The following is a 25083-nucleotide window of genomic DNA, read 5'->3' as shown; positions in this document are numbered from 1 at the left end:
TTCTAGATTCCCTCTTCTACATCTAGATTTGCACTTCTACAAGTGGGGTTACTCCTTCGGTTTCTCCGCAGAGGCTAAAGCCCCCCACCGAGACTCCTGATGTACAGTTTTGCAGACCAAGTTCATTGAGAGCCTTAATAAATTCTGAATCATTACACCACAGCAGGCTCAAGCAAGAGTTCTCCTCTGCGGAAACGGTCTAAACCAAATTTTTCAATAGGCATAAAACATTCCTGACCCAGAATTTTCTGAGTTAAAAGAACGGCGGTCTGAGGTCCTACCATGAAGCCATGGCCGCTGAAACCCGCGGCTACCCACATTCCTTGGGCATTAGGAATTTCATCGAAAATGGGATTCGCATCCGGACTCATGTCATAGAGACCCGACCATTGACGCACAACACGCAGATTCTTCAGAAGGGGCAATACGGTAGTCGCTTGGCGGGCCACATCCTCCAAAAACTCCCAGCTGGAACGGATGTCAAAATCTTTCGGTTCGTTAGGGTCGCCCACTCCCATGATAAAGCTGCCGTGGGGAGTCTGCTGGCAGTATAAACGATGATGTAAGGAAATGACCATAGGGCCCTGGCAAGGTTCCACAGGTTCCGTCACCAAGGCTTGATGGCGCTGGGGATAAAGAGGAAGATCAAAGCCGACCATCTTACAGATTGTGCCGGCGGCATAACCGCAGGCATTAATGACGATGGGTGTATCGATGTCCCCTTTCGTGGTTTGGACAGTGGTAACTTTGCCTTTCTCACGTTTAATTCCAGTAACCGTGGTGTAGGTTTCATAGTTAACCCCCAGCCGCCGCCCGGCTTTATAATAGGCATCCACCACATGGAAGGGATTAGCATGTCCGTCGGATTGACAGAAGGTCGCTCCGATCAAACCTTCTATATTTAAATGAGGTACGATCTCTTGAGCCTCTTGGGGCGTAATCATTTTGGTGGGAATCCCTAGGCTATGCTGAATTGCCACATTTTTTTTATATTGCTCCCATTCCCTCTCAGTATAGGCCACCATCAGATAGCCGCCCTGTTTAAATTCAATATCCAAGTCATAATCCAATTCTTCATTCATGCCTTCGAAGCGTTTCACGCTGTCCCGGGCAAGAATTGCATTGGTTTCTGTTCCCCACTGCTGGCGAACCCCGGCACCGCAGCGTCCTGTGGCTCCCGAAGCAAGGTATTGTTTATCAAGCACGACAATATCTTTAACACCGCGCAGGGCCATTTCATAAGCTACGGCACAGCCGGTAATCCCCCCGCCGATAATGACAACATTAGCTGTTTTTTGCAACTGCTTCACCCCCCGCATAGGTTCCTAGTTTCACCGGTTTGACTGTCGGCCGGAAGGTAGGCATCAGGACTTCGGAAACAGGAATCCCATAGGCCTTTGACAGTTCTTGGGCAATTAACATCCGGCAGGTCCGTCCCTGACAAGGTCCCATCCCGGCGCGAAGAACCCGTTTAATTTCGTCAATGGTCCGGTAGCCTTGCTTTATCAAGGCTTGGATTTCATCTAAAGTAATATCTTCACAACGACAGACGATGGTCTCTTTATCCAGCATGTCTAACCCCTCCCAAGCGAATACCGCGCACTTCCATGGCCAGTTCCTGGGGTACAGCCAGCCACACAGTGTAAGTTTTATTTTTCGGGCCGCCGGACTGGACCTTTTTCACCTTAAAGGTACCCAGTTCTTTACCAGCACGATCAACCCCAACCACTTCTTCCTCAACTTGCGGAACCGGCAGATATTCATAAGGAACTCTGACAATGGCTTCTTCCGCGCTATAGGAACCATCAACTATAAAAATTGCCAATCCCGGACAACGACTGAGGCAAACACCGCAGCCATTGCATTTATCAAAGTCCATCCTGGGCAAGTCATTGATTTCCTCCATCGGCTGAATAGCACCTTGCTTGCAGGCTTCCGTACAAGGATTGCAGGGTATCTTTTGGAAACATTCGATAATAGCAACAGGACCTTTCTTCAGCCGTTCCTCAGTGGGGGTAACAGTTTTTACATCCTCAGCGGTGGGAATCCCAGTTTTGTTCAGCATCCCGCTCCCCCCTTTTCCGTCAGTTTTTTAAGTCCTTGCAAGGTCTTTTGCCCGGCAGGTCCCGCCCGCAATTCACTTAACTCTGCCAAGGCATCTTCTTGAAGTTTCGCTGCCGTATCCTGGCCGTAACCTAAACTATAAGCAGCACTTATTCCGGCCAAGCGTCCTTCGACCATAGCAGAACTGGCCTCTTCAACCCCGCTGACATCCCCAGCTACATAGAGCCCAGGACGGGTGGTTTCCAAATATTCGTTTCTTAGGGGCACGTGTCCGGAAAGTTCCGGAACGTATTTCATCTGGCAGTCTGCCTGAAAGCAAAGTTCTGTTAAGGGACTTAATCCGACTGCCAGACAAATAACATCGACCGTCAAGTCCTGTTCGCTCCCGGGAATCTCCTGCCAATGTTCGTCCAATTGGCAAATGATTGCGCCCTCAACACTTTCCTTGCCGTAAGCTTCTTTAATGGTATAAGAGGTCAGGATAGGAACACCGGCACGCCGGATCTTTGAAGCGTGGACCAAATATCCACCAATCGCTGGTGCAGCCTCAATGATCGCTGCCACGTCAACTCCTGCCTGAAGCAATTGATAAGAAACAATAAGTCCTATATTTCCGGCACCAACCATAAGTACACGTTGCCCTGGAACAATGCCATGGACATTCATGAGAGTTTGAACTGCCCCGGCTCCGTAAATACCGGGCATGTCGTTATTGGGGAAGGCTATCATCTTCTCAGAAGCACCCGTTGACACGATAATTTTTTTGGGTTTAATTTTTATATGTTGGCCGTCTTTTTCTGCCGTGACAACACCATCATCATAAATTCCCAGAGCGGTAGCTTCCGACCATACTTCAACCTTCGGCTTAGCGGAACACTGCTCAATCAGAACGTTTCCGATCTGGTAGCCCCGCTCACCGGCGTACTGTTTTTTAGAACCGAAAAACTTATGGGTTTGTTTGACTAATTGTCCGCCGAGTTTGTCATCCCTCTCCAGCAAAAGAACACCGGCACCCAATTCGGCCGCCGCTGCTGCGGCGCATAGCCCAGCCGGTCCGCCGCCAATAATGAGAACTTCTATCTCTTTCAACGCAGGCACCCCTTTCCTTGCTGCGTTTGCACCTGCATGCCTTGCTTAACCTTTTCTACACAAATTCTGACATTGGGTTCTCCATCGACGATCATGAGACAGGATGAACAATTGCCGATAGCACAAAAGAGTCCTCTCGGCCTATGCTTTTCCGGACTATGGCCTAAAACCCTAACCCCCGCAGCATGAAGGGCGGCAGCGATGGTCTCTCCTTCATAACCTTTAACTTCCTGACCATCGAAGGAAAAGGTGATCTCTTCTCCTCGCTGGAAGTCCAAAATAGGATGATCATTAATTCGCACAGACGTCACTCCCCCTGGTTGTAATCCAAGAACTTGATTGAACTTAAATATAAATAGCAATTTTCGTGCCAATTTGCATACTGTCAACTGAAACATTTGGAATTAAATTTTCTGGATAAAAAGAAGTACGGGGACCACTCCTTCATATGAAAGCGGCCCCCTTCGTTAAATTTACGCTTTGCTCACCTAAGAAGAAAGGCGCTGTCACTCTACTCTAGTAGTAAAGTGACAGCGCCCTTGCTCTATTTTCACCCACTTTAATCTATAACAAATTTATCCAAGTCCAACAGTGTAGTATAATATATTTAACGGATAGAAGTGTAATATGATACTTCTTACCAAAAAAGAAATTCAACTGGTTTTTACAATGCGTGATCCAGTAGAAGCCGTAAGAGATGCCGATAAGATTTTCTTTGACTCTGTAGAAGCTGTCCTGGCGGAAGCAGGAGATTTTATTATTCCTTTATCTCGCAAAAGAATCAGCAAAGATAAGTTTTCAGGAGAAATTCGGGAAAATTCAAGACATATTTGATCTCAAATCTTCTTAAGATCGGCTAAGACTAGAGAAAAATTGTTCTAGTTTCTTAAAACTTTTAAACGAGAAAGGAATTGAAGCATATTGATGAATTTTAAGCACTCCATACATTGCATAGACGCCCATACAGCGGGAGAACCTCTTAGAATTGTTACCTCCGGCTTACCGCCTATTCCAGGCAAAACGATGCTAGAAAAAAGACAATATATGCTGGAAAACTATGATCACTTGCGCAAGATGATCATGTTGGAACCCCGGGGACACAGCGGAATGTACGGCTGTATCCTCCTTCCTGCGGTAACAGAAGATGGAGATTTTGGCGTCTTATTTACTCATAACGAGGGATTAAGCTCCATGTGCGGACACGGCATTATTGGGGTAACTAAAGTTGCTATTGAAACCGGAATGATTGTCGCTCAGGAAGGTGAAACAGTCGTTAAAATAGACTCGCCGGCCGGAAGAATTAAAGCCTTTGCCGATGTCAAAAATGGGGAAGTTGAACGAGTTAGATTTCAAAACGTCCCCTGTTTTGTCTATCGAGAGAACATCACTGTCAAAGTCGAGGGTATCGGGGAAGTTACGGGCGATGTTGTTTATTGCGGCGCCTTTTATGTATATTTGGATACAAAACAAATAAACTTGACAATTACCCCAGAAAACACTGAAAAACTGGTCTCGACTGGTATGGAAATTAAGCACAAAGTAATGTCAGTTATGGAATTTAATCATCCCTCATCCGGTGTCAATTGGCTCTATGGAACGATTTTCTACGAAAAGCCTGTACGAGAAGGAAGTATACTTACGACCCGAAATGTTTGTATCTTCGCCGAGGGGCAAGTTGATCGTTCTCCTACCGGGACCGGAACAGGCGGGAGAGTTGCTCTCCATTATCATAGAGGTGAAATGAAAAAAGAAGATACCCTGATCAATTACAGCATTATAGATACTCCCTTTGCAGGCAAATTTGTAGAAGAAACAAAGATTGGGGACTACCCTGCCGTTCTTACTGAGGTATCCGGAACTGCGCAAATTACCGGATTTAATCATTTAGTGCTTGATCCCAAGGACCCGCTGCCCGAAGGATTTAGGATCATTGGAAGTTAGTTTAAGTTTTCTAAACTCTTGATCTATAACAATCTTGAATTGTCCACTCTGTTTAATAGTGTTCAAAGTGTTTAAACACTTTGAACACTATTGTTTAACTCATATTTGCTGATTACCCCATAATTTTGGAGACGTATTAGAAAATTACAAAACTAACTGTTGGATACATCTTTACAGAAAAGCAGAAAAACTGACAGCCTAATTTTAAGCCGTCAGTTGAAATCACTCTATTCACGTGGGATAATGTTACCTCATTGTTAATTCATCAGGGTAGGTCCCTCGTCACGGTTGCGTTTATGCAGTATGATAATCCTAGTGTCAAAACAAAAATTTCAGTTAGAGGATTACACTCCCCTATATCAATAGAATATAGTTTTGCGCTCCATAGAAAAACCTATAGATAATTACAGCTTTTGTCATCTCATTCACCTTATAAACCAGAACATAGTTATTAATTGTTGCCTTGCGAAAACCTTCTGCTTCTAAAAGAACATCATGGCATCTTTCATACATAAACGGATTACTTTTTAAAAAGCCGTAGCATCTTTCAACTTCATTTAAAAATGTTGCTGCAGCCATGGGCTTATCGAGTTGAACAGCAATATACGAAATGATATTGTCTAAGTCTTCATTAGCGTCACTAGTACACTGGGAGAGCGTTCTTTATTGAAAACCTGTAGAGTAATCAGATTGCAAATGTTCCTTAGCAAACAGTTATTTAAAAAGCTGTATGCTCTGTCCGAGTAATAATCTCTTCCTGCAAAGCTTCACTGAGGTCACAGAAGTAATCGCTGTATCCGGCAACGCGGACAATGAGATCACGATACTTTTCCGGTTCCTTCTGAGCCGCCCGCAGGGTCTTGGCGCTGACAACATTGAACTGAATGTGGTGGCCGCTTAACTTGAAGTAGGAGCGAACCAGCTGGACTAATTTCTCAAGCCCTTCATCTCCCTCCACCACTTGGGGAGTAAACTTCAGATTCAGCAAAGTCCCCCCGGTGCGGGCATGATCCATTTTGGAAGCGGACTTGATAACTGCCGTCGGCCCTAAGCGATCAGATCCTTGAACGGGAGAAATCCCCTCGGAAAGCGGTTCCCAAGCCCTGCGGCCGTCAGCCGTAGCGCCGATGACCGAGCCGAAATAGACGTGGCAGGTGGTGGGCAGCATATTAATGCGATAGACCCCGCCTTTCATCGTGGGCCGTCCATTGACTTCATTATAGTAGGCGTTAAAAATATCGACCATGATTTCATCGGCGTAGTCATCATCATTGCCAAAATGGGGCGTTTTGTTCAGCAGCAGCTGGCGAACTCCTTCATGTCCCTCGAAGTTTTGCTCCAAAGCCTTAAGCAGTTGTTCCATGGTCAGATCTTTTTGATCATAAACATGATAGCGAATGCCTGACAAGGTATCTGTGAGGCTGCCCAGGCCGACACCTTGAATATAGTTCGTATTGTAACGGGCACCCCCGTCATTGTAATCCTTAGCTTTAAGAATACAATCGTCGATGAGCATGGACAGGAAGGGAGAAGGCATATAGGCTGCATAGAGGCGCTCGATAACATTGCTCCCTTTAACCTTAATGTCAAGGAAATAGTGAAGCTGCTTTTTAAAGGCTTCGAAGAGTTCCTCATAGGAACTAAATCCTCCGGGATCTCCGGTTTCCAGGCCCAATCGCCCACCGGTCTTCGGATCAATCCCATTGTGTAAGGTCAGTTCAAAGATCTTCGGTAAGTTGAAATATCCTGTGAGGATATAACTTTCTTTGCCAAAGGCACCTGTCTCAACGCAGCCGCTAGTACCGCCCTGACGGGCATCCTCAATGGATTTGCCCTGGCGCAGCAGCTCTTCAACCACAGAGTCGGCATTAAAAACGGAAGGCTGGCCCCAACCCTTGCGGATAATGCGAGCCGCTCGCCTGATAAAACGATCAGGATTTTTTTTGCTCAATTGAATATTGGAACTAGGCTGCAAAAGGCGCATTTCATCGATAACATCTAACACGAGGTATGTGACGTCATTGACCCCATCCGACCCGTCCGCTTTAAGTCCGCCGCTGTTGATATTGGCGAAATCCGTATAAGTCCCGCTTTCTGCCGCGGTTACCCCCACTTTAGGCGGTGCCGGCTGGTTGTTAAACTTAACCCAAAAACACTGTAAAAGTTCCTTGGCCTTTTCTTCAGTCAAAGTTCCTTCGGCTAAAGCCTTCTTATAAAAAGGATACAGGTGCTGATCCAATCGCCCGGGGTTAAAGGCATCCCAGGTATTAAGTTCCAGAATAACACCGAGATGGACAAACCAATAGGCTTGCAGGGCCTCCCAGAAATTTCTCGGAGCATGAGCCGGTATATAGGAACATACTTCGGCAATGGTTTCCAGTTCTGACTTGCGCAGCGGGTCTGTCTCACCTTGAGCAATTTCTTTAGCTTTTTGGGCATACCGCTTAGCGAATGTTATGATTCCCTCGGCGCAAATTCTCATGGCCTTAAGCTCTTCCTGCTTCTGATAGGCTTCAGGATCATTCAAATAGTCGAGATTTGCTAATTGGTCCTCAATTTTCTCTATAAAATCCAAAAAGCCTAAGCGATAGATTTTATCATCAAGAACGGTATGGCCCGGTGCTCTCTGCTCCATAAATTCTGTGAATATTCCCGCATCATAAGCCGCTTTCCATTCCTCGGACATCTCCTGAAAAATCAGGTCGCGCATAGAATTTCCCTGCCAGTAAGGAATGATTTGCTGTTTGTAAACCTCACGAACTTCCTGACTTACCTTAAAGGAAATCTTGGGCCGCGAGTCGAGAATATCTAAATCCTCAAGGGAATGACAGCAAAGCTCAGGATAGGTATACGTCGCCTTGGGAGCAGGTCCTCGTTCTCCTACGATCAATTCTCCCGGATTGATGCAGATCGCTTTGCGTTCCAGCATGTACTTAAAAGCTAAGGCTCTTCGGACAGGCACGGAGGTATTACCGGCTTGACGATAAAATTCCGTCATTAATTCTGCTCTTTCCGCTGAAATATAGGCTTCGGTTTCTAGACTCTGCTGCCTCAGCATGGTTACTCGTTCATTCATTTCAACCTCTCCTCCCTCAAAAATTATTAACCGCCGATTTTAACCTTTAACCCATATCGTTCCAATTCCATCTTGATCTTCTCCATCTGTTCATTCTCAGGAACTTGGATCTCCGGCAGCTGATACTCCAGACCCAACCGTTTGTATTTATCCACTCCCGCCCGGTGATAGGGCAGCAAATGGAGTTCTTGAATTCTTTTCAGGGAGGCAACGAATTCTCCCAGTTGGTGAAGATTTTCCTTATCATCATTACAACCGGGAATGATAGGTACGCGGACATGAACCTTGGGATGGTGCTCTGTCAGCCAGCGCAGGTTGTCCAGGATAAGTTCATTGGGCACCCCGGTGTAGTGTTGGTGTCGCTGGGAATCCATAAGTTTGAGATCGTATAAGAAGAGATTAACGAAGGGGCTGATGGTATGGAGAATTTCCGGCTTAGCATAGCCGCAGGTCTCAACAGCCGTGTGTATCTCCTTCTTTTGACACTCCTTCAGCAGTTCTGTAAGGAAGACCGGCTGCATCAAGGCTTCTCCGCCTGAAAAGGTTACCCCGCCTCCCGATTCGTCATAAAATACGAGGTCTTTTTCAATCTCAGCCATCACTTGGCTCACCGACATCGTTTTAGCTGCCAAATCTCGCGCCCCGGCATGGCAGACCTTACAGCAGTCTCCGCAAGCCTGACACTGAGTGCGGTAAAATATTAATTGGTCTTCTGCCAGTCTAATCGCATCGTTAACACAACTCGCCAAGCATTGGCCGCAGCCGATACAGCGATCCGGCCAATAGAACAACTCTTGGTCATATTTCTGACTTTCCGGATTATGACACCAAAGACAATTAAGGGGACAGCCCTTAAAGAAAACAGCGGTTCGAATACCCGGTCCATCGTGGATGGAATATTTCATAATATTAATGATCTTGCCTTGCGTCACATTCAACACTCCGTCTGTCAATTTACCAACTCTCCGCCGACACGGACCGGCACTTTGGGATTCTGCCGGGCAAGAAAACCAGCCCGCTCCAAGATTCTCTCTCCCACCGGCGGCAGCAAGTCTTTTAAAGGGTAATCCCTCTGAAGATTTCTATAGGTTTCAAGACCAAGCCGGTGATAAGGCAAGAGCTCGATCTCTTGCAGTTTGCGCAGGGATTGGCAAAATTCCGCAGCAGCCATGAGATTCGCATCTGAATCGTTCACTCCCGAAATTAAGGGGATGCGCACAATAATATCCAGCGGGGTATCTGAATCATCAACATTTCTCAGGTTAGCGAGGATCAGAGAATTATCTCTTCCTGCCCATTGTTTATGTAATTCTTCATTCATGTGTTTGAGATCAACGTATAAGACATTCAGCCAGGGCAAAACCTTCAAGACACTCTCAAAAGGGGCGTAAAGACTGCTCTCCATAGCCGTATGAATTCCCTGTCCCCGGCACCTTCTCAGGATTTCTGAGACAAACTCTGACTGGGCCAGAGGCTCCCCTCCACTAATAGTAACACCGCCGCCGGAATAAAAAAAGAAAATCTCATCCTTGGAGATTTCCCGGACTGTTTCTGTCGCGGACATTAAACGTCCATATTTTTTTATGGCATTCTGCGGACATTTCTCAGCACAAACGAAACATACCCGGCATTTTGAGGAATTGATGATGACCTTGCCCTCTTGCTTAGCTATGGCAAGGGCACCTTGCTGACATATGTTCACACATGTACCGCAGCCATTGCAGCGATCAGTTACGTACCCTCTTTCCGGTTCATGTCTCTGAGATTCAGGTGTGGAACACCACTGACAGCGAAGCGGACAGCCTTTGAGGAAAATAACTGTTCGCAGCCCCTGCCCATCGTGGATTGATGTCCGCTCGATTCTGAGCACTAATCCCATTAATTCCTCAGATGTGTTAATCGATGTTCTAATTGAAGATTCAGCGCGACCTAAGACAGAACCTTCGGCATCACCTGCTGTATCTCCAAGAGACCTCTGGGATGGCATTTTAGTCTTTTCTAATTCCGTCATAACCTTCACCCCATAAACTTTAGCCTCGGAATCTTTTCCCCGATAATCTTTACCCTTGTAACATTTATCCCACCGAAATTCCCTGCTGTACGGTACGCCCAATAATCTCGTCTTGAACATCTTTGCCAAGTTCCACAAAATAGGCCGTATAACCGGCAACCCGAACGAGCAGGCCCCGGTATTCTTCGGGATTTTTCTGTGCCTGCACTAATTTTTCCTGGTCAATGACATTGAATTGGACATGGAAGACTCCCAGACTGCACATGCTTTTAAGCAGAGCCATCATTTGAATCATGCCGTTTTCTGTAGATAATAGCTCCGGCTCAACTTTCATATTCAGCAAAGTTCCCTGAACAAACCGGTCGTGGGGAATATTAGCCACAGACTTCAAAACCGATCCCGGACCGTTGAAGTCTGTTCCTCCGCTGGGACTGACCCCGTCCGCCAGAGGTTTCCAAGCCCGGCGGCCTGAGGGAAGTGCACCCACTTCCAAACCAAATGGAGTATTGCCGGACACAGGGAGAATACCCGGTGTCATGCGTCCGAATTTACTGCTGTATTTCTCAATTTCATCGGCAATATAGGTAAACATTTCTCCCGCGATATCGTCAACCAGAGGATCATCGTTGCCGTACTTAGGTGAGTCTAAGCAAAGCTTGCGGATATCATCATATCCTGCAAAGTCACAGTCAAGAGCTTTAAGAAGCTGTTCCATAGTCGCTTGTTTCGTTTCATATACAATATGTCTCACAGCAGCTAAACTGTTGATTAAATCGGCAACCCCTATCAAAATAATTCCATTACCCACATTATATTTAGCTCCGCCCCAGGCATAATCTTTAGCCTGCTCGATACATTCTTTAAAGGTCAAGGAAAGAGCCGGAACCGGACGATGCATACCGATTTCATCAATCACATGACTCCCTTTCACCACGGCCCGGGTGGCATAATCAATCTGCTTCTTTATCGCAGTCAGAAACTCAGCAAAAGTCTTAAAATTCAGGGGGTTTCCTGTTCGCTCGGAGATATAATCACCGCTTTTCCTGTTTCTTCCGTCCAGAAGAGCGAACTCCGCGATACTCCCCAGATTAATATCCGCCAGAGCAGTGTATTGACGCAGACGTCCCTCCAAATTCGTCTCAACACAACCGCAGGGATTCCAATTAAAGGCTTCTTTCAGGGGAATTCCTTTATTTAAGAGCATCCTAATCCCTATATCATCGTTATGGAAGGCCGGGAATCCTGTTCCGAGAGAAATGAGCTCTACGACTTTTCTCAAGAAGGAGTTGGGATTCTTGGCCAGGCTATAGCGAACTGAAAGGGAAGGCTGATAGAGCTGAACGTCCATAGTCGCTTGCAGGATTAAATAGGAAAGATCATTAACGGCGTTCCTGCCGGAACTGTCTACACCACCGACACAAACATTTTGAAACATGGGATACCCGGCGGCAAATTCCGCCGTAACAGCATCCTGAAAGAGACAGGGTTCACTGAACTTAACCCACAGACAGTCTAAAAGTTCCTGGGCCTCCTCGGATGTTAGGCGCCCTGCTTCAAGGTCGGCTTGATAGTAGGGCCAAAGGTACTGATCCATACGTCCAGGATTATAGCTTGCTGCATTCTGTTCCATAAAGATGGCCGTTTGATAAAAATAAAAAGACTGCAAAGCCTCGCGAAAGGTCCGTGCCGGATTAGCCGGCACCTGACGGCAAACTGCAGCAATCTCCAGAAGTTCCTTTTTCCTCTGCGGATGTTCTTCTAATGCCGCCAGTCTTTCTGCTTCCTGGGCATAGCGTTTCCCTAAGGTCTTTAACCCTTCAGCGACAATCAGGAGAGCGCTTAAATAGTAATCTTTTTCATAATCTCCCGGTTTGGTAATATCTAAGGTAGCTTTTCTCTCTTCCACTCGTTTTTGAATACCGCTGACACCTTCGTGGATCAGCCATTCATAACCCGCCGTAGTTTCCCCCCAGCCACGGACTGCTTTGCGGTTAATGTAGATGACCCCATGATCTCTCAGAATACGGGTGTCCTCTGGAATCTGGGCTAACCACTCCTCATAGGTGGATTTTCCTTGCCAGTAAGGACGGATCTCTTCTTCAAAAACTCTGCTGTCTTCCGGCTTTAAATAAAAAGGGTCATAGCGGCGGTCATTAATGGTTTCCAATTCTTCATTGAGCACCGACCAGCAGGTGTCAGCGCATAGAATTCCCCCCCGCATCTTGCTTCCGGAACACCCCACGATCAGCTCATCGTCCCAAATCTTCACGGTCTTTTCCTGACACTGTCTGCGAAAAGCCTTGGCTTTACGCAGGACGAGAGGCTGACCTTCAGTCTCCCGAAAGCCCTCGGTAAGAATTCTGGCATTCTCCAGATCCATCTCGGGACGAGTTCCCAGTACTCTCTGCTTGAGGCGATTCACGCGCTCCATGTAGCTGTTCTCGGCTCTTTGTGGCACATTCACACCCCCGCTCAACGATTCTAGGATCAGGGTCACCTCATTCGGATATCCCCCTCTTCTATTTCTAAAATCATTCCTGCTGCCAGTCATCTATAGTCTTCTTCCACTATCATGGTAACTCTATCATGATTAACGGTGCGCTCCAGTTAAAAACCGTCTGAACAACAATAGCTCCCATAGCCAAAATCTTCTCACCGTCAATGTTTATATCGCGTTTGGAGCAACCCGCGCTCTATACTTATTCCATGATATGAGAAGCCGAAGTTAAGGTCCTTGTAAAGAGCAAAGACCTCGATCTATTCGCCAAGATAAGCCTTTGTCACTCTCTCATCTTTCCTGAGCTCCGCACTATTCCCTTCCATGACTAACTCTCCGGTCTCTAGAACATAACCGTAATCCGCTAATTTTAAGGCGATCTTCGCATTTTGCTCCACCAGCAAAACTGTTGTACCTTCAGCATTCAACTGCTTAATAATTCTCATAATATCTTGGACAATCAGAGGAGCAAGACCCATGGAGGGCTCGTCTAATAAAAGAAGTTTCGGGTCCGTTATCATAGCGCGGCCTATAGCCAGCATTTGCTGTTCGCCCCCTGAGAGGGTTCCCCCGATTTGCTTTTGCCGGTCTTTCAAGCGGGGAAACATTTCAAAAACATGCTCAATTCGATTGCGGCGCAACGAATCATCTTTGAGGGTAAAACCCCCTAATTCAAGATTTTCTTTCACAGTTAAGTCTTTAAAAATCCGCCGTCCTTCAGGGACATGGATTAATCCCATACTGACAATATTGTGAGCTTTCTCTTTAACAATATCCCGGCCGTAAAACTCAATCTTACCCGCAGACGCTTGAATCAGACCCGAAATCGTTTTTAAGGTCGTGGTCTTTCCCGCACCATTGGAGCCAAGCAGTGTCACGATTTTCCCCTTGGGTACTTCTAAGCTAACCCCTTTAAGGGCATGAATTTTGCCATAAAAGGTTTCCACATTTTGCAGGACGAGTGCTAAGTCGCTCATTCCTCATCCTCCTTACCCAAGTAAGCTTCAATGACTCTTGGATTATTTTTGACTTCCTCCGAAGTCCCTTCGGCAATTTTTTGTCCATAATCAATAACGACGATTTTTTCCGAGACTTTCATGACCAGGCCCATATCATGCTCAATCAACAAGACTGTGATTCCTAGATCTTTGCGAATACGATGGATCAAGTCTACTAACTGATCCTTTTCATCATGATTAAGCCCGGCGGCCGGTTCATCCAGCAAAATAAGTTTGGGGTGTGTTGCCAATGCTCTGGCCCATTCCACTCGGCGCTGGTCACCGTAGGCCAGATTACGGGCCAGACGGTCCTTCTTATCCAAGATGCCCACAAAATCCAGGCACTCTTCGCTCACCTGCCGTATTTTCTTTTCTTCCTGACGCTGACTCGGGAGTCTTAAAACGGCTCCCAGAACCCCGGCAGAGGTACGGCTGTGCATGCCTGACATAACATTTTCTAAAACAGTCATATCTTTGAATAAGCGTAAATTCTGAAAGGTTCGCGCCATTCCCATTTTCGTAATTTTATACGGCTTCTGCCGGAAAATAGTTCGGCCCTGGAACAGGATATCCCCTTCACTGCCTTTATAAAAACCTGTCAGGCAGTTAAAGGCTGACGTCTTGCCTGCCCCATTAGGTCCGATGAGACTCATGATCGAATTTTCTTCAATATCGAAGCTGAGGTTATTGACAGCTGTTAACCCGCCAAAACGAAGAGTTAAATTTTTCACTTCTAAGATAGGCATTCTACTCATCCTTCTTTTCTAAGTTCCGGAAAATATAAGCAGCTTTCTAAAAAAACTCGGCCCTAGTTGCACTTATGCGGGAGGACGAAAACACTGTCTTCGCACATAAGCCATTCTATGCAACGAAGTTATACTTTCTGAGAGTATTAAAAACGCTCGATTGTCTGCAGACAAAAATGCCTTTATTAGTTTTTTCGTTCCGGCCAGAGTCCTTGGGGGCGAAATACCATAATGATAACCAACAAAATGCCAAAAAGGAGCATCCGCATCTGGCCAATTTCTCGAAATATCTCTGGGAAGAAGACAAGAAAGACTGCACCCAAAATCGCTCCGGGAATCTTACCCATGCCTCCTAAGATAACCGCCAAAAGAATCATCGCCGATTGAGTAAAAGCAAAGGTCTCCGGCGAAATAGCTGTCATTTTAACAGCGAAAAAGGCTCCTGCCACACCGCCAAAGGCTGCCCCAATCATATAGGCATAAAGTTTGGTTTTTACCGGGTCGATCCCCATGGCCTCGGCAGCATCTTCATCCTCGCGAATATATTGCCAAGCACGTCCCAGTCGCGAATGATAAATTCGCAGCGAAACAATAATTGCTAAAATTACCAAGACAAAAAATGTATAATAAAAGTCAGAAATCTGATAGAGCTTATGGCCAAAAATACTTGGCCGTTGAATACCTACCAAACCACTGGCCCCACCTGTAATCTTTAAGTTGCGGGCAGTAATCCGGGTGATTTCTCCAAATCCCAGAGTTACAATGGCTAAATAGTCGCTGCGCAGTCTTAAGGTCGGTCCTCCAATAATAATTCCGGCGATAACACAGAAAATCACGGCAATAGGTATAGTTAGCCAAAAATTCAAGCCATATTTCATGAGAATTCCTGTGGTATAAGCTCCCACAGCAAAAAAAGCCGCGTATCCAAGGTCAACCAGACCGGCATAACCAATCACAATATTTAATCCCAAGGCCAGAATAATATAAAAAAAAGTATTGGTCATTACTTCCTCGACATAGTTATTGACACCCAAGGGCAATAAGGTGACAATCACGACCAGTAAGGTTAGCAAAAAAGTACGTGTTTTTTTGCCCTTCATCCTTTCACTTAGACGATCTTTAAAACCAACAGAATTACTCATCCGTTACATCCTCTCAATCTCGCTTTTACCCAAAATTCCGGTCGGTTTTGTAACCAGCAATAGGATTAAAATTCCGAAGGTAAATACATCTTTCCAAGCCGAGCCAACAAAAGGCAGCTGAGTTCCGGCTGTTTCTAAGAGGCCGAGGATAAGACCTCCGAGCATAGCTCCCGGTATGCTGCCAATCCCGCCGATAACTGCTGCGGTAAATGCTTTTAAGCCGATGATAAAGCCCATATAAAATTGAATGCTTCCGTAGTAAACTCCCGCCATAACCCCTGCCGCAGCGGCCAAGGCCGAACCGACAAAAAAGGTTAAGCTGATGGTCTTCGTAACATTGATTCCCATCAGGCGGCAGGCGTCCTGGTCAAGAGCTATGGCGCGCATGGCTTTGCCGTACATCGTCCGGTTAATAAACCAGTACAAACAAAGCATCAGAACAGCCGTTGCAACCACCATAATTATCTGAGTATAGGTAATATTAACAGGCCCAACACTGATGCCGTCGTAGCCCAAGCTGGTGGTGAAAGCTTTGTATTCCCCGCTGGTCATCACCATAACTGCGTTAAATAAGGTAAAAGATACACCCACCGCCGTAATCAATAGTGACATGCGGGGGGCATTTTTATTTAAGAGGGGCTGGTAGGCAACCCTATGTATTACAATCCCCAAAAGACCCACCAGAACCATGCTAATCACTAAAGCGACAGTAATTCCTAACCAACCAATTCCTAAGGCACCTCCGAAAATACCAAGAGCCCCAAATCCCACAAAAGCCCCTACCATGTAGATATCCCCGTGGGCAAAATTGAGGAGTTTTATAATGCCGTAAACCATAGAATAGCCGAGAGCGACAAGGCTATAAAAGGAACCGAGAATTAAACCATTCACAAGCTGCTGAATAATGATATAAAAGACTGTCATGGCATGCACCCCTTAACCCTCTTTGAACTATTGTTAAAGATTGTCTAAGGACGCCAGGGAAAAGTTCCCCGCCGTCCTTAGAATCAGTTGATTTTATTGTAAAACGAATTGTCCGTTCTTAATTTGCAGAACAATAAAGTTACTTTCCTGTAACGTCTTATTGGGAGCGAAGGTGACTTTACCTGCTAAGCCCGGAAAGTCCTTGGTCTCAGTCAACGCTTTAATAACGGCTTTGCCATCGGTACTTCCGGCTCGTTTCATAGCATCTGCCAAGAGGTTAATTCCATCATAGGCAAGTGGGGCATAAGCTCCCGGGGTTTGATTAAATTTAGCTTTATAGGCATCGGCGAATTGTTTGGCAGACGGGAGGAATTCTGCGACAGGTGGCGAGAGAACATAAGTACCTTCCCCGGCAGCTCCGGCCATTTGAATTAGTTTGGGGTCGCTGCTGCCGTCACCAACAACAATGGAACCTTTGTAACCTCCCTGGCGCAATTGTTTAATTAAGAGAGCACCATCGGCATAATAGGCTGTCCAAAAGACCAAATCGGCATTTTTAGATTTCAAACTCGTGACTAAGGAAGAAAAATCTTGTTCTCCTTTAGTTGTCACATCATGGGAAACCACTGTATTGCCTGCAGCTTTCCACGCAGCTTCGGTCTGCTTCGCCAAATCTGAGGAATAAGCATCCCCTTGTTCTACGATAGCAACGTTTTTGGCACCTAACTTTTTAAAGAGCTCCACGGCTTTTTGAGTTTGGTGCACGGCAGTACCATTAATTTGGAAGGTATTGCCCGGATTTTGATCTGTAATTTTCGATGAGTTAGCGGCCTCAACGATAAAGGGAAGATTCTTTTCATTGTAAATGGTCAGGGTTGGAACAACCGCGCCGGAGCAATATCCTCCGACAATGGCTACCACCCCTTCGGAAACCAGTTTATTAGCAGCAGCTGTTGCTTGCTGCGGATCACAAGCATCATCACCGGTAACGGTTGCTAGTTTTTTGCCGTTAATCCCGCCTTTGGCATTCACTTCGTCAACTGCCATTTTAATAGCATTTTCCATATCTTTGCCGTAAGTTGCCTCTGACCCGGTCATAGGCAAAGGTAACCCAATCTTAATATCTCCGCTGCCGGCCGTGGATTGTGTATCGGATGAATTGGATGATGTACCTGAAGGTGCACTGCCTTGCGTACCGCAGCCTGTAACAATTACCGTAAAGGACAGAATTGTCACAGCAAGCATACTTAGAAACTTTTTGGACATCTTACTTACCCCTCCTCATTCTTATATAGGTATGTATTTTTAGTTATCTGCCCTGCTCCTCACCTCCAATTCCGAAGTTCTTCATATAACAAGTGACAGGTAAAACATCGATCGGGCCAGTTTAATTCAGAATGAAAAGAGACTAGATTTCTTGGATTCTAAAAGATCAAAATTCTCCATGAGAATAGGAACTATAATGAAGGTAAGGTACCGCAAGAAGCAGCACCACACACATCCATAATCAATAATCAATAAACATTAATCCATTATTAACATTATACCCTATAGTAGGTTTAAAAGTAATAATTTGGTAATAAAGTTTATTCCATTTCACCAACTTGTCCCTGCAGACACCGTTGTCTACGCAAAAACTGTCAATAATGGGCAAAAAATATTGTCAGAATCATTTTTAATATGATGATATAGTGCAATACATGCTCTGTCAATAAGTTATTGCCTAATATACATAATACTTTATACGTGTTATATAGAAGACATTGAGGCTAAATAACTCGGATCAAATAACCAAATTCTTACGTTGAAATACAAACCCTGTTACCAGCAGCAGCAGTCCCGAGATCAAACTCAAGGCCAGGCATCTTGTGCCCGGCAAGACGCTTCCTTGGAGTACTTCTTGGGGACGAAACAATCCGAAGGGTGTGAAATCTTGAAGCCGGGAAAATCCTTCATTCAGGGATGACACAACATCAAGTCCGTAATAAACAAAAGTTATTGCGCTTACTAGAGCAACTGACTTTTCTTCTGAATTAAGAAGCACACCCAAAAGCATGCTGTAACTGCTCACAACTGCGCTCAAACAAAATCCCAAGATTCCCATTCTGAAAAATTGCCAGCGGTCAATTTCTACCTCAAAGAAAGCTGTTGCTGAATATATTCCACCTAACGTGGCGGAGGTTACCAAAATCAATTCCGTGAGCAGCACTCCGATTTGAGTATTGATCACTTCCCGGCGGGAAACCGGTGTCGATAATGGATATGCCATAAAACCTTGTTCAAGTATATGCGCCATCAGGGCATTTGATGAGCTTATTCCATAAACAGAAATAAGCAGCGTCCAGAACCTTCCCAATAATTGCGCTGAAATATAAGCTTCATAGGAAATATCGGGTTCTTCCGTTGAAACTCCAAAGGCTCGTTGGACGGGCACCGGAAAACTTTTAGGAATATCCTGGATAATTGGTGATTCAATTAGAATGGGATAACCCCAGGTAATTAACCATTCATAGGACATCAACCCCAGAGAATAACCTAAAACTTTTTTGCTCTCCAGTTTAAGCATGGCCCAATATAAGGTATCGTTCAAAGCCGTCACCTCGATGTTTCTATAGGTTCATCCGTTCTTTTGGCAAAGAAATAGTGGGATGTTCCTAAAGGCATCACGGAAATATCCACATCGCTGTAACCCGACCGTTCCAGCAAGGAGGTAATTTCTCCTGCAGTGGGAAGACCTGAAAATCCCTGATGACAAGCCAGAAAAAAACTCATAAGATTCTGAGGAAGATGGGTGTGAAAGACTCGGACCGGTTCGCCCTTGCGAACTGCTGTCAAAATTCCCACTTGCCCTCCCGGCTTCAGAAATTCTTTAATACTTTGTAAGAGCTCAATCCTTTGTTCCTGGGTAAAGTAATAAATGCTGTTGTTCAGTAGACAAAGATCAAAGGTTCCTAATTCCGAGAGCGACTCCTTCCGCTGATGAACGAGGGAAAATATATCTTTACAGAGGATTTGAATTCGACCCTCAGATGCCTTAGCCATTTCCTGCCCCCTGCCCGCCACAGCAGGATTCATTTCTAATCCCACTCCCCGTAAGTCTCCAAATTCCTCACTTAAGTTTTTTAAATACCTGCCTTCCCCACAGCCTAGATCCAGGACATTTTTCCATCGTTCTTTTTGACACTTCGTGCGTAAAAATGGCCAGACAAATGGTTCCGAGGCCAAAGAGGCTTTGGAAATCAGTTCTTCCTGCATATCCGTTTCTAAAGTTAACTTTTCCCTCTGTTTCATCATCAGACCAGGAAGTTCAGCAAATCCTCTGGTCCAATGCTGTGTGAGTTCCTTATATAATGCCTCCAAGCCGAAGTTTCGGTATTTATTAACGGCTTTGGCTAATTTGGTTGTTTGAAAACGGTCATTCTTTCTGGTGAGCAGCTCCAGATAGTGAGCCTGTTCTAACCAGTGATCCAATAGAATTTCGTCCCAATCCGGATGCAAGGTCATGATCTCTTCTAAACTGCTTGCTTTTTCCAGCTCCGCCCACAGATTTAGCTCCAAGCCCGTTTGCGTCACCCACAAAAATCCAAGATATTCCATGATTGTTGTGGTTTTTGCCAGCAAAGCCAACATACTTACATCCAAGCGGCTCACTCCTCTATACTTTTTATACTTGATCCTTAAACGCAGAAATCTTTTCTCTCGAAAATATAGCCTGCGAGACCCATAAACATTGTAGAAAGGGCCAATAACAACGAGGTTGGCAGCAATGATGTTTCACCCTCCAACACCTCTTGGGGCCGGAACCAGCCAAAGATCGTAAGTCGTCTAACCCAGAGAAAACGATCATCAAGGCTGGAAAAAGTGTCGAGAGCATAAAAGATAAAGGTTATACAGGCCGCGCTTAGCACGACATTCTCCTCATTATTAAATAGGGTAGAAAATAATAAGCTATAAGAGCCTACGTTAAGAAATAAGGCCAAAGCCAAAATTCCCAGACTGGTATACGCCTTTTTATCCATGGAAAGCGAAAATAATTTTGCTTCCCCCCATATTCCCAGTTCAGTCAGAGTCACCATGAGAATTAAGCCGCTAATGAGGACAGCAGTCTGGGTCAAAAAGATTTCCGAACGACCTGCCGGGGAAGTAAGCAAATAGGTCATTCCCCCCTCAGCGACATATTGGGCGATTAATTCGTTGGCTGTGCTTATTGTATAAATCCCCATAACCAACACCCATACCTGCCCAAAGCATTGGCTGGCCACAAAGGACTCAAAACGGTTAAGAGCAGAGTCTGAAGTCAATCTGAAAACCCGCGCCAGTTTCGGTAAATTCTCAGTTAGTTTTGCCATCCCCTTAGACTGGGACAAGGAGGGAAAAACACCAATCAACAAAAGGTTATAGAGCGACAGACCAAAGGCATAATGGCATGTCTTTCTGCCTTGCCGCTTGAACATGGCTCGAAATAATGCCTTATTCAGAACCCTCCCCCCTTTCATAAAATACCATGAAGGCCTCTTCCAGTTCCGTCATCTTCTGGGAAAAATCTTTAACTTGAACTTGAGCCAATGCCCTTAAGAGCGGATTTAAATCTCCTTCAATTTGAACAGAAACTTGATCAGCCTCCCTTAGATTTACCTTCAAACCGCTCTCGCAAATACGTTGAGCCTGCTCAGAAGTTTCTACGGTAATTTCAAAGGTCCGGCGCTGCTCTTGTCTTAGTTTTTGAATACCTTCAACCGCAGCCAACTCTCCCGCCCGGATAATTCCAACCCTGTCACAAGTCCGCTCCACCTCAGGAAACATATGAGAAGAAATTAAAATCGTTTTGCCCCGGCTTTTCTCTTCCAAAACTAATTCAATAAACTCTTTTTGCATCAGTGGATCAAGACCTGACGTAGGTTCATCTAAAATCAACACCCGGGCATCCAGCATCATGGTGTTAATAATTCCTAATTTTTGTTTCATTCCTTTGGACATCTTCTTAATAGACTGTTTTAGATTAAGATCTAAACGCTCAGCCAGAGCATCGCGCCGTTTCCGAAAAACGGGGGAATTACCATGCATTCCGGCCATAAGGTTCAAAAACTCATGGCCTGTCATCTCTCTGAGAAAATTCATTTCCCCCGGAAGATATCCCACTAAGGCCTTTACGTCCTTAGATTCTTCCCAACAATCTAAGCCATTGATCCGGGCATATCCGGAGTCCGGTTTAATAAACCCCATAAGGTGACGAATCACGGTCGTTTTTCCTGCACCGTTTGGTCCTAATAAACCAAACACTTCTCCCTGTCGGACATGAAACGTGATTTCTTTAAGCCCCGCAACATAGTTTGAGATTGCCTTCGTATTCCTTCGTCGAAGGTTTGTATACACTTTTGACAATCCGTTAACCTGGATCATGGTTTAACACCTTCTTAGACAAAAAACTTTTAAACCACTCTTTAATACTCCAATGCTCTAAAAACCAGTAACTCCGAAAAGGTTTGATTAACTCCGCTAAGCTCATGGAAGGGTCCAGTTTATGGATGATTCCTTCGAGGGTTAGGAGCGATTTTCCTAATAAGACAAACTCAGGCGGAAATTGAATCTCATATCGAAACGCCAAGTTCATACAGTCATTAATGACTTTCCGTAAATCTACTTGACAGAAAGGAACATCCAAATGACTTCTGCAAATCTCCGTCAGATCTTGGCATAAGCCTCCAAAGTCCACCTTTTTCGGCGAGATTCCCAGACGCAGCAAAGATTCAGCCATGGCTTTGGAATCGCGTCTCTTTAAAGCCAAGATGACCTTCAATAATTTGCGTTTTAAACGCTGATTCAAAACTCCCACAATCCCGAAATCGATTAACCCAATCTTCTCCTTAGACAAGACAATGATATTTCCGGGATGAGGATCTCCATGAAAAAAACCATCTCTTAAAATTTGCCGGAGCAACGCGCCGCCGAGAAGTTCGGCGATGGTTCGGCCATCATAGAGGGTTAAGATTTTCTCCCGCTCATTGAGTTTGATCCCCTCAAGATACGACATGGTCAGAACGCGCCTGGTAGTGTGAGTCCAAAAGATTCGAGGAAAAATCACTTGAGAATCTCTGGCAAATCCCTTGGCTATGGTCTCAGCATTTTTACCTTCTGCCAAATAATCTTGCTCGGCTTCCAGCCATCTTGAAAATTCCCCTAGGATTCCCCGGAGAGAATAGGATTTTAATTTTGGAAAACGATTTTCTATTAAGGGAATAATTTCTTTAAGAATTTCTAAATCTGTCCGGATTATTTCCAAATTCGGGCGCTGCACTTTAACTGCAACAGATTCGCCGGTTTTCAGGCGGGCAAAATGGACTTGACCAATTGAAGCTGATGCCAGCGGAGAGGGATCAAACTCTTGAAAAAGGTCTTCCAGCGAAGCCCCTAATTCCTGTTCCACGGTCCGGCGCATAACTGCAAAAGGGACTTGCCGGACTCTGTCTTGAAGCTGTTCCAATTCATAAATAATAGGCATGGGGATAATGTCCGGGCGCGTACTGGCAAATTGACCAAGCTTGATAAACGTTGGACCCAGCTCACTCAACACAAGTCGAATGCGTTGGCCAAGACGTGCCATGACAATATCTGTTTTGCCCTGACTTTTTAGACCCATGCTCTCAAAAAGAATAAAACCAAATCCATGGCGAATCAGCACAGATACAATCTCTTGATAGCGGCCAAAATGCTGAAAAATCATTCCAAACACAGGAAAAGCGCTCCTTTTCAAGCTTCCTGACGTCATAACCTATAATATTCCAAGATACCTAATAATGACCCTTTATCCAGTATCAACATGTTTTTAAACGAGATCACTGTTTCCTTAAAAGCCGAGAAATGCTCGTTTGGTGACATATAACGTTTGATAGCGCCCCAGAGCCCGGATAGCTGTTAAAGCCGTTGTAAGGGGTTCTTCATAATTCCATCCCTTAGCATAAATCCCGCCATATGACGGCTTAAAGGAACCATTGGCTTTCTGAGCGTTGAGAAGGTTCTTTACTCCATTATCCATGAGATCTCTCGGGACGAATCGCCCATACCGCCATAATCCCGATAGGGCTAATCCTGTCTCAGCAACAGAGCCCCAATCTCCATGGTTCTGTGCCTTCAGCAAAAATTCCAATCCTTTTTTGCGGGCGGCTTGAATTTTGCGCGGAATCATCCAGTGTTCCCAGCTAAGTTTCCATTTGCCGAGAAGTTCAAGGACCTGGGCAGTACTGTAGATTTTTCCTTCAAACCACGAAGCCGGAAAGGCTCCCTGCTCATCCTGCTGAGAAATAAGCCAATTTAATCCTCGCCAAAATGTTTGATCGTCTGCTTGGGATGAACCCCATAAAGCTTCCAGAGCATGAATCGTAACATCAACGCTGGCAATATAGACAGGAAACTCTGAGGAAATAGACGGAGGTAACCCTGTGAAACTTGGGAACGTCCCCCAGCTCCCGTCAGGATTTTGCAGCCTTCTTAGGAGCTCTATTCCCTGCTTATTCTGCTTCCGAAGTACCTGATGCAAAGCGGTTAAGGCAACCGAGGTATCGTCCAAATCCGGATGTGTATGTGGGGGAGTACTTCCATAGCTTCCGTCTGAATTCTGGCCCTCTTTAAGATAATCGATTGCCCGAGCAAGCCAAGGAGTCGCTTCGTTTCTTTTCATTTGTTCGCCAAAGATACATACTGCCCAGCCCACTGACCAGATCTTAAGCTGGTCAAAAGCCGGCCATCCTCCACTGGAGTACTGTTTCGAGGCTAACCATTGTCCCGCTTTTTCTACAGCTGTAGAATTGCCGCCGCGGCGCAGGAGGCCCAAAATGCCTAAGCTTGTTGCTACAATATCCTCAGCCCAGGAACCGTCAGACATTTGATTTTCCAGAAGATAGCGGATTCCTCGACTAATTCCTTCCGGGGAATCCGAAGCTAGGATCGAAGCCGCTACAACAACGGGGCGGCCATAGAGGGGCAATTTAGCCAAAACTTTCTCTTCAAGTATATTGGGAAGAATGGTTTCCTCAGGTGTAGGACCTTCCAAACCGGGCACTACCCTTTGTCCTAAAGATAAAACCATCTCCGAAAATTGCCTTGCCTGTGATAAAAGACGGATTTTGGCCATCCACCCGCCTTCACTGCCTTGCAAAACAGCATTTACAATTTGCGTTATTTCCGGGTCAGGCTTATCACCGGGAAACTTCCCCCATCCACCGCGGCGGTTCTGCCATAACCATTGAACTCCTTGCCTCTGGGCCTTCTCAAACCCCCGCCCTATTGCCAGAAGAGCAAGGGCAGCAAGGGCTGAAGCTCCCGGACTTGGAGATACTCCATACATTTCAGTGAGATTTCCTGTTAAGATTTGTTCTATGCCTTCGGCTACATAACTTCTGGCTTTGGCGAGGCATTCGTTGACATCACTTTTTAGCTCCATAGCACCCTCTCCTTTAAGAAATCCCATAATATGATTTATGTTTGGAGAGGAATAATCGTTCCAAAGGCTGATTTTCTTGATTTCTGTTCATAAAAGAAAGGGAGTGTCGCTCACTACTATGAAAAGCAGTTCTTCGACCTCCCTTTGTCCAGAGTCCC

Annotated in this window: 23 protein-coding genes and 1 pseudogene; 2 read left to right on the top strand and 22 right to left on the bottom strand. The window is 45.5% G+C overall.

What is annotated here, in order from left to right; genetic code table 11:
* Positions 1-22 precede the first annotated feature (22 nt).
* The 6 genes from DESACI_RS24435 to DESACI_RS05705 are packed head-to-tail and all read right to left on the bottom strand — an operon-like array spanning position 23 to position 3455.
* Positions 23-172, bottom strand: coding sequence for a hypothetical protein (locus DESACI_RS24435; RefSeq protein WP_158310147.1), 150 nt, complete (start codon positions 170-172; stop codon positions 23-25).
* Positions 153-1301, bottom strand: a complete 1149-nt coding sequence (locus tag DESACI_RS05725; protein ID WP_014826222.1) for an NAD(P)/FAD-dependent oxidoreductase — start codon at positions 1299-1301, stop codon at positions 153-155. Before DESACI_RS05725 ends, DESACI_RS24435 begins: the two co-directional genes overlap by 20 nt.
* Entirely contained in the window at positions 1285-1572 is a 288-nt protein-coding gene (locus tag DESACI_RS05720; RefSeq protein ID WP_014826221.1) for a (2Fe-2S)-binding protein, read from the bottom strand. The genes DESACI_RS05725 and DESACI_RS05720 overlap by 17 nt, the downstream gene beginning before the upstream one ends.
* The gene (locus DESACI_RS05715; protein WP_014826220.1) at positions 1562-2065 is read right to left on the bottom strand and encodes a 4Fe-4S dicluster domain-containing protein; all 504 of its coding nucleotides are present in this window, start codon (positions 2063-2065) and stop codon (positions 1562-1564) included. Before DESACI_RS05715 ends, DESACI_RS05720 begins: the two co-directional genes overlap by 11 nt.
* A complete protein-coding gene (locus tag DESACI_RS05710) occupies positions 2059-3153 on the bottom strand; it encodes an NAD(P)/FAD-dependent oxidoreductase (RefSeq protein ID WP_041275973.1) in 1095 nt (364 codons plus the stop codon). The genes DESACI_RS05715 and DESACI_RS05710 overlap by 7 nt, the downstream gene beginning before the upstream one ends.
* Positions 3150-3455 (bottom strand): (2Fe-2S)-binding protein, encoded by a 306-nt coding sequence (locus tag DESACI_RS05705; protein WP_014826218.1) that lies wholly within the window; start codon positions 3453-3455, stop codon positions 3150-3152. Before DESACI_RS05705 ends, DESACI_RS05710 begins: the two co-directional genes overlap by 4 nt.
* A 367-nt stretch (positions 3456-3822) precedes the next feature.
* On the opposite strand from DESACI_RS05705, the gene DESACI_RS24120 reads away from it, so the two are divergent.
* Complete coding sequence (locus tag DESACI_RS24120) at positions 3823-3987, top strand: hypothetical protein (RefSeq protein ID WP_174270318.1); 165 nt, start codon at positions 3823-3825, stop codon at positions 3985-3987.
* Positions 3988-4077: 90 nt separating this feature from the next.
* A complete protein-coding gene (locus DESACI_RS05695; RefSeq protein ID WP_014826217.1) occupies positions 4078-5094 on the top strand; it encodes a proline racemase family protein in 1017 nt (338 codons plus the stop codon).
* A gap of 354 nt (positions 5095-5448) precedes the next feature.
* On the opposite strand, the pseudogene DESACI_RS05690 reads toward DESACI_RS05695, so the two are convergent.
* From DESACI_RS05690 to DESACI_RS05615, 16 genes and pseudogenes are all read right to left on the bottom strand, one after another.
* Positions 5449-5727 (bottom strand): annotated as a pseudogene (locus tag DESACI_RS05690) (type II toxin-antitoxin system RelE/ParE family toxin); the annotation flags it as partial.
* Between the two features lie 85 nt (positions 5728-5812).
* On the bottom strand, positions 5813-8170 hold the full coding sequence (gene hypD / locus DESACI_RS05685; RefSeq protein ID WP_014826216.1) for a trans-4-hydroxy-L-proline dehydratase: 2358 nt from the start codon (positions 8168-8170) through the stop codon (positions 5813-5815).
* A 26-nt stretch (positions 8171-8196) separates the two neighbouring features.
* Entirely contained in the window at positions 8197-9123 is a 927-nt protein-coding gene (locus DESACI_RS05680; RefSeq protein ID WP_014826215.1) for a glycyl-radical enzyme activating protein, read from the bottom strand.
* Positions 9120-10181: a glycyl-radical enzyme activating protein gene (locus tag DESACI_RS05675; RefSeq protein ID WP_242833129.1), complete on the bottom strand. Its 1062-nt coding sequence runs from the start codon at positions 10179-10181 to the stop codon at positions 9120-9122. The genes DESACI_RS05680 and DESACI_RS05675 overlap by 4 nt, the downstream gene beginning before the upstream one ends.
* Before the next feature lie 64 nt (positions 10182-10245).
* The gene (locus DESACI_RS05670; RefSeq protein WP_345788486.1) at positions 10246-12639 is read right to left on the bottom strand and encodes a glycyl radical protein; all 2394 of its coding nucleotides are present in this window, start codon (positions 12637-12639) and stop codon (positions 10246-10248) included.
* Positions 12640-12938: 299 nt separating this feature from the next.
* Positions 12939-13655 (bottom strand): ABC transporter ATP-binding protein, encoded by a 717-nt coding sequence (locus DESACI_RS05665; protein ID WP_014826212.1) that lies wholly within the window; start codon positions 13653-13655, stop codon positions 12939-12941.
* Positions 13652-14422: an ABC transporter ATP-binding protein gene (locus tag DESACI_RS05660; RefSeq protein ID WP_014826211.1), complete on the bottom strand. Its 771-nt coding sequence runs from the start codon at positions 14420-14422 to the stop codon at positions 13652-13654. Before DESACI_RS05660 ends, DESACI_RS05665 begins: the two co-directional genes overlap by 4 nt.
* Positions 14423-14607: 185 nt before the next feature.
* Positions 14608-15564 (bottom strand): branched-chain amino acid ABC transporter permease, encoded by a 957-nt coding sequence (locus DESACI_RS05655; RefSeq protein WP_014826210.1) that lies wholly within the window; start codon positions 15562-15564, stop codon positions 14608-14610.
* Positions 15565-15567: 3 nt separating this feature from the next.
* Positions 15568-16488: a branched-chain amino acid ABC transporter permease gene (locus DESACI_RS05650; RefSeq protein ID WP_041276301.1), complete on the bottom strand. Its 921-nt coding sequence runs from the start codon at positions 16486-16488 to the stop codon at positions 15568-15570.
* A gap of 93 nt (positions 16489-16581) precedes the next feature.
* The gene (locus tag DESACI_RS05645; protein WP_014826208.1) at positions 16582-17754 is read right to left on the bottom strand and encodes a branched-chain amino acid ABC transporter substrate-binding protein; all 1173 of its coding nucleotides are present in this window, start codon (positions 17752-17754) and stop codon (positions 16582-16584) included.
* A gap of 517 nt (positions 17755-18271) precedes the next feature.
* A complete protein-coding gene (locus tag DESACI_RS05640) occupies positions 18272-19087 on the bottom strand; it encodes an ABC transporter permease subunit (protein ID WP_242833128.1) in 816 nt (271 codons plus the stop codon).
* Positions 19084-20139: a class I SAM-dependent methyltransferase gene (locus tag DESACI_RS05635; protein WP_242833127.1), complete on the bottom strand. Its 1056-nt coding sequence runs from the start codon at positions 20137-20139 to the stop codon at positions 19084-19086. The genes DESACI_RS05640 and DESACI_RS05635 overlap by 4 nt, the downstream gene beginning before the upstream one ends.
* Positions 20140-20165: 26 nt before the next feature.
* The gene (locus DESACI_RS05630; protein WP_242833126.1) at positions 20166-20942 is read right to left on the bottom strand and encodes an ABC transporter permease; all 777 of its coding nucleotides are present in this window, start codon (positions 20940-20942) and stop codon (positions 20166-20168) included.
* Positions 20943-20958: 16 nt separating this feature from the next.
* A complete protein-coding gene (locus tag DESACI_RS05625) occupies positions 20959-21888 on the bottom strand; it encodes an ABC transporter ATP-binding protein (RefSeq protein WP_014826204.1) in 930 nt (309 codons plus the stop codon).
* The gene (locus DESACI_RS05620; RefSeq protein WP_041276300.1) at positions 21875-23209 is read right to left on the bottom strand and encodes an ABC1 kinase family protein; all 1335 of its coding nucleotides are present in this window, start codon (positions 23207-23209) and stop codon (positions 21875-21877) included. Before DESACI_RS05620 ends, DESACI_RS05625 begins: the two co-directional genes overlap by 14 nt.
* Before the next feature lie 123 nt (positions 23210-23332).
* Positions 23333-24925 (bottom strand): prenyltransferase/squalene oxidase repeat-containing protein, encoded by a 1593-nt coding sequence (locus tag DESACI_RS05615; protein WP_014826202.1) that lies wholly within the window; start codon positions 24923-24925, stop codon positions 23333-23335.
* Between the last annotated feature and the right edge of the window lie 158 nt (positions 24926-25083).

The sequence above is a fragment of the Desulfosporosinus acidiphilus SJ4 genome (genome assembly GCF_000255115.2).
Classification (GTDB): domain Bacteria; phylum Bacillota; class Desulfitobacteriia; order Desulfitobacteriales; family Desulfitobacteriaceae; genus Desulfosporosinus; species Desulfosporosinus acidiphilus.
Note: the sequence above shows the minus strand (reverse complement) of the source record. Positions and strands in the feature narration are given on the sequence as shown.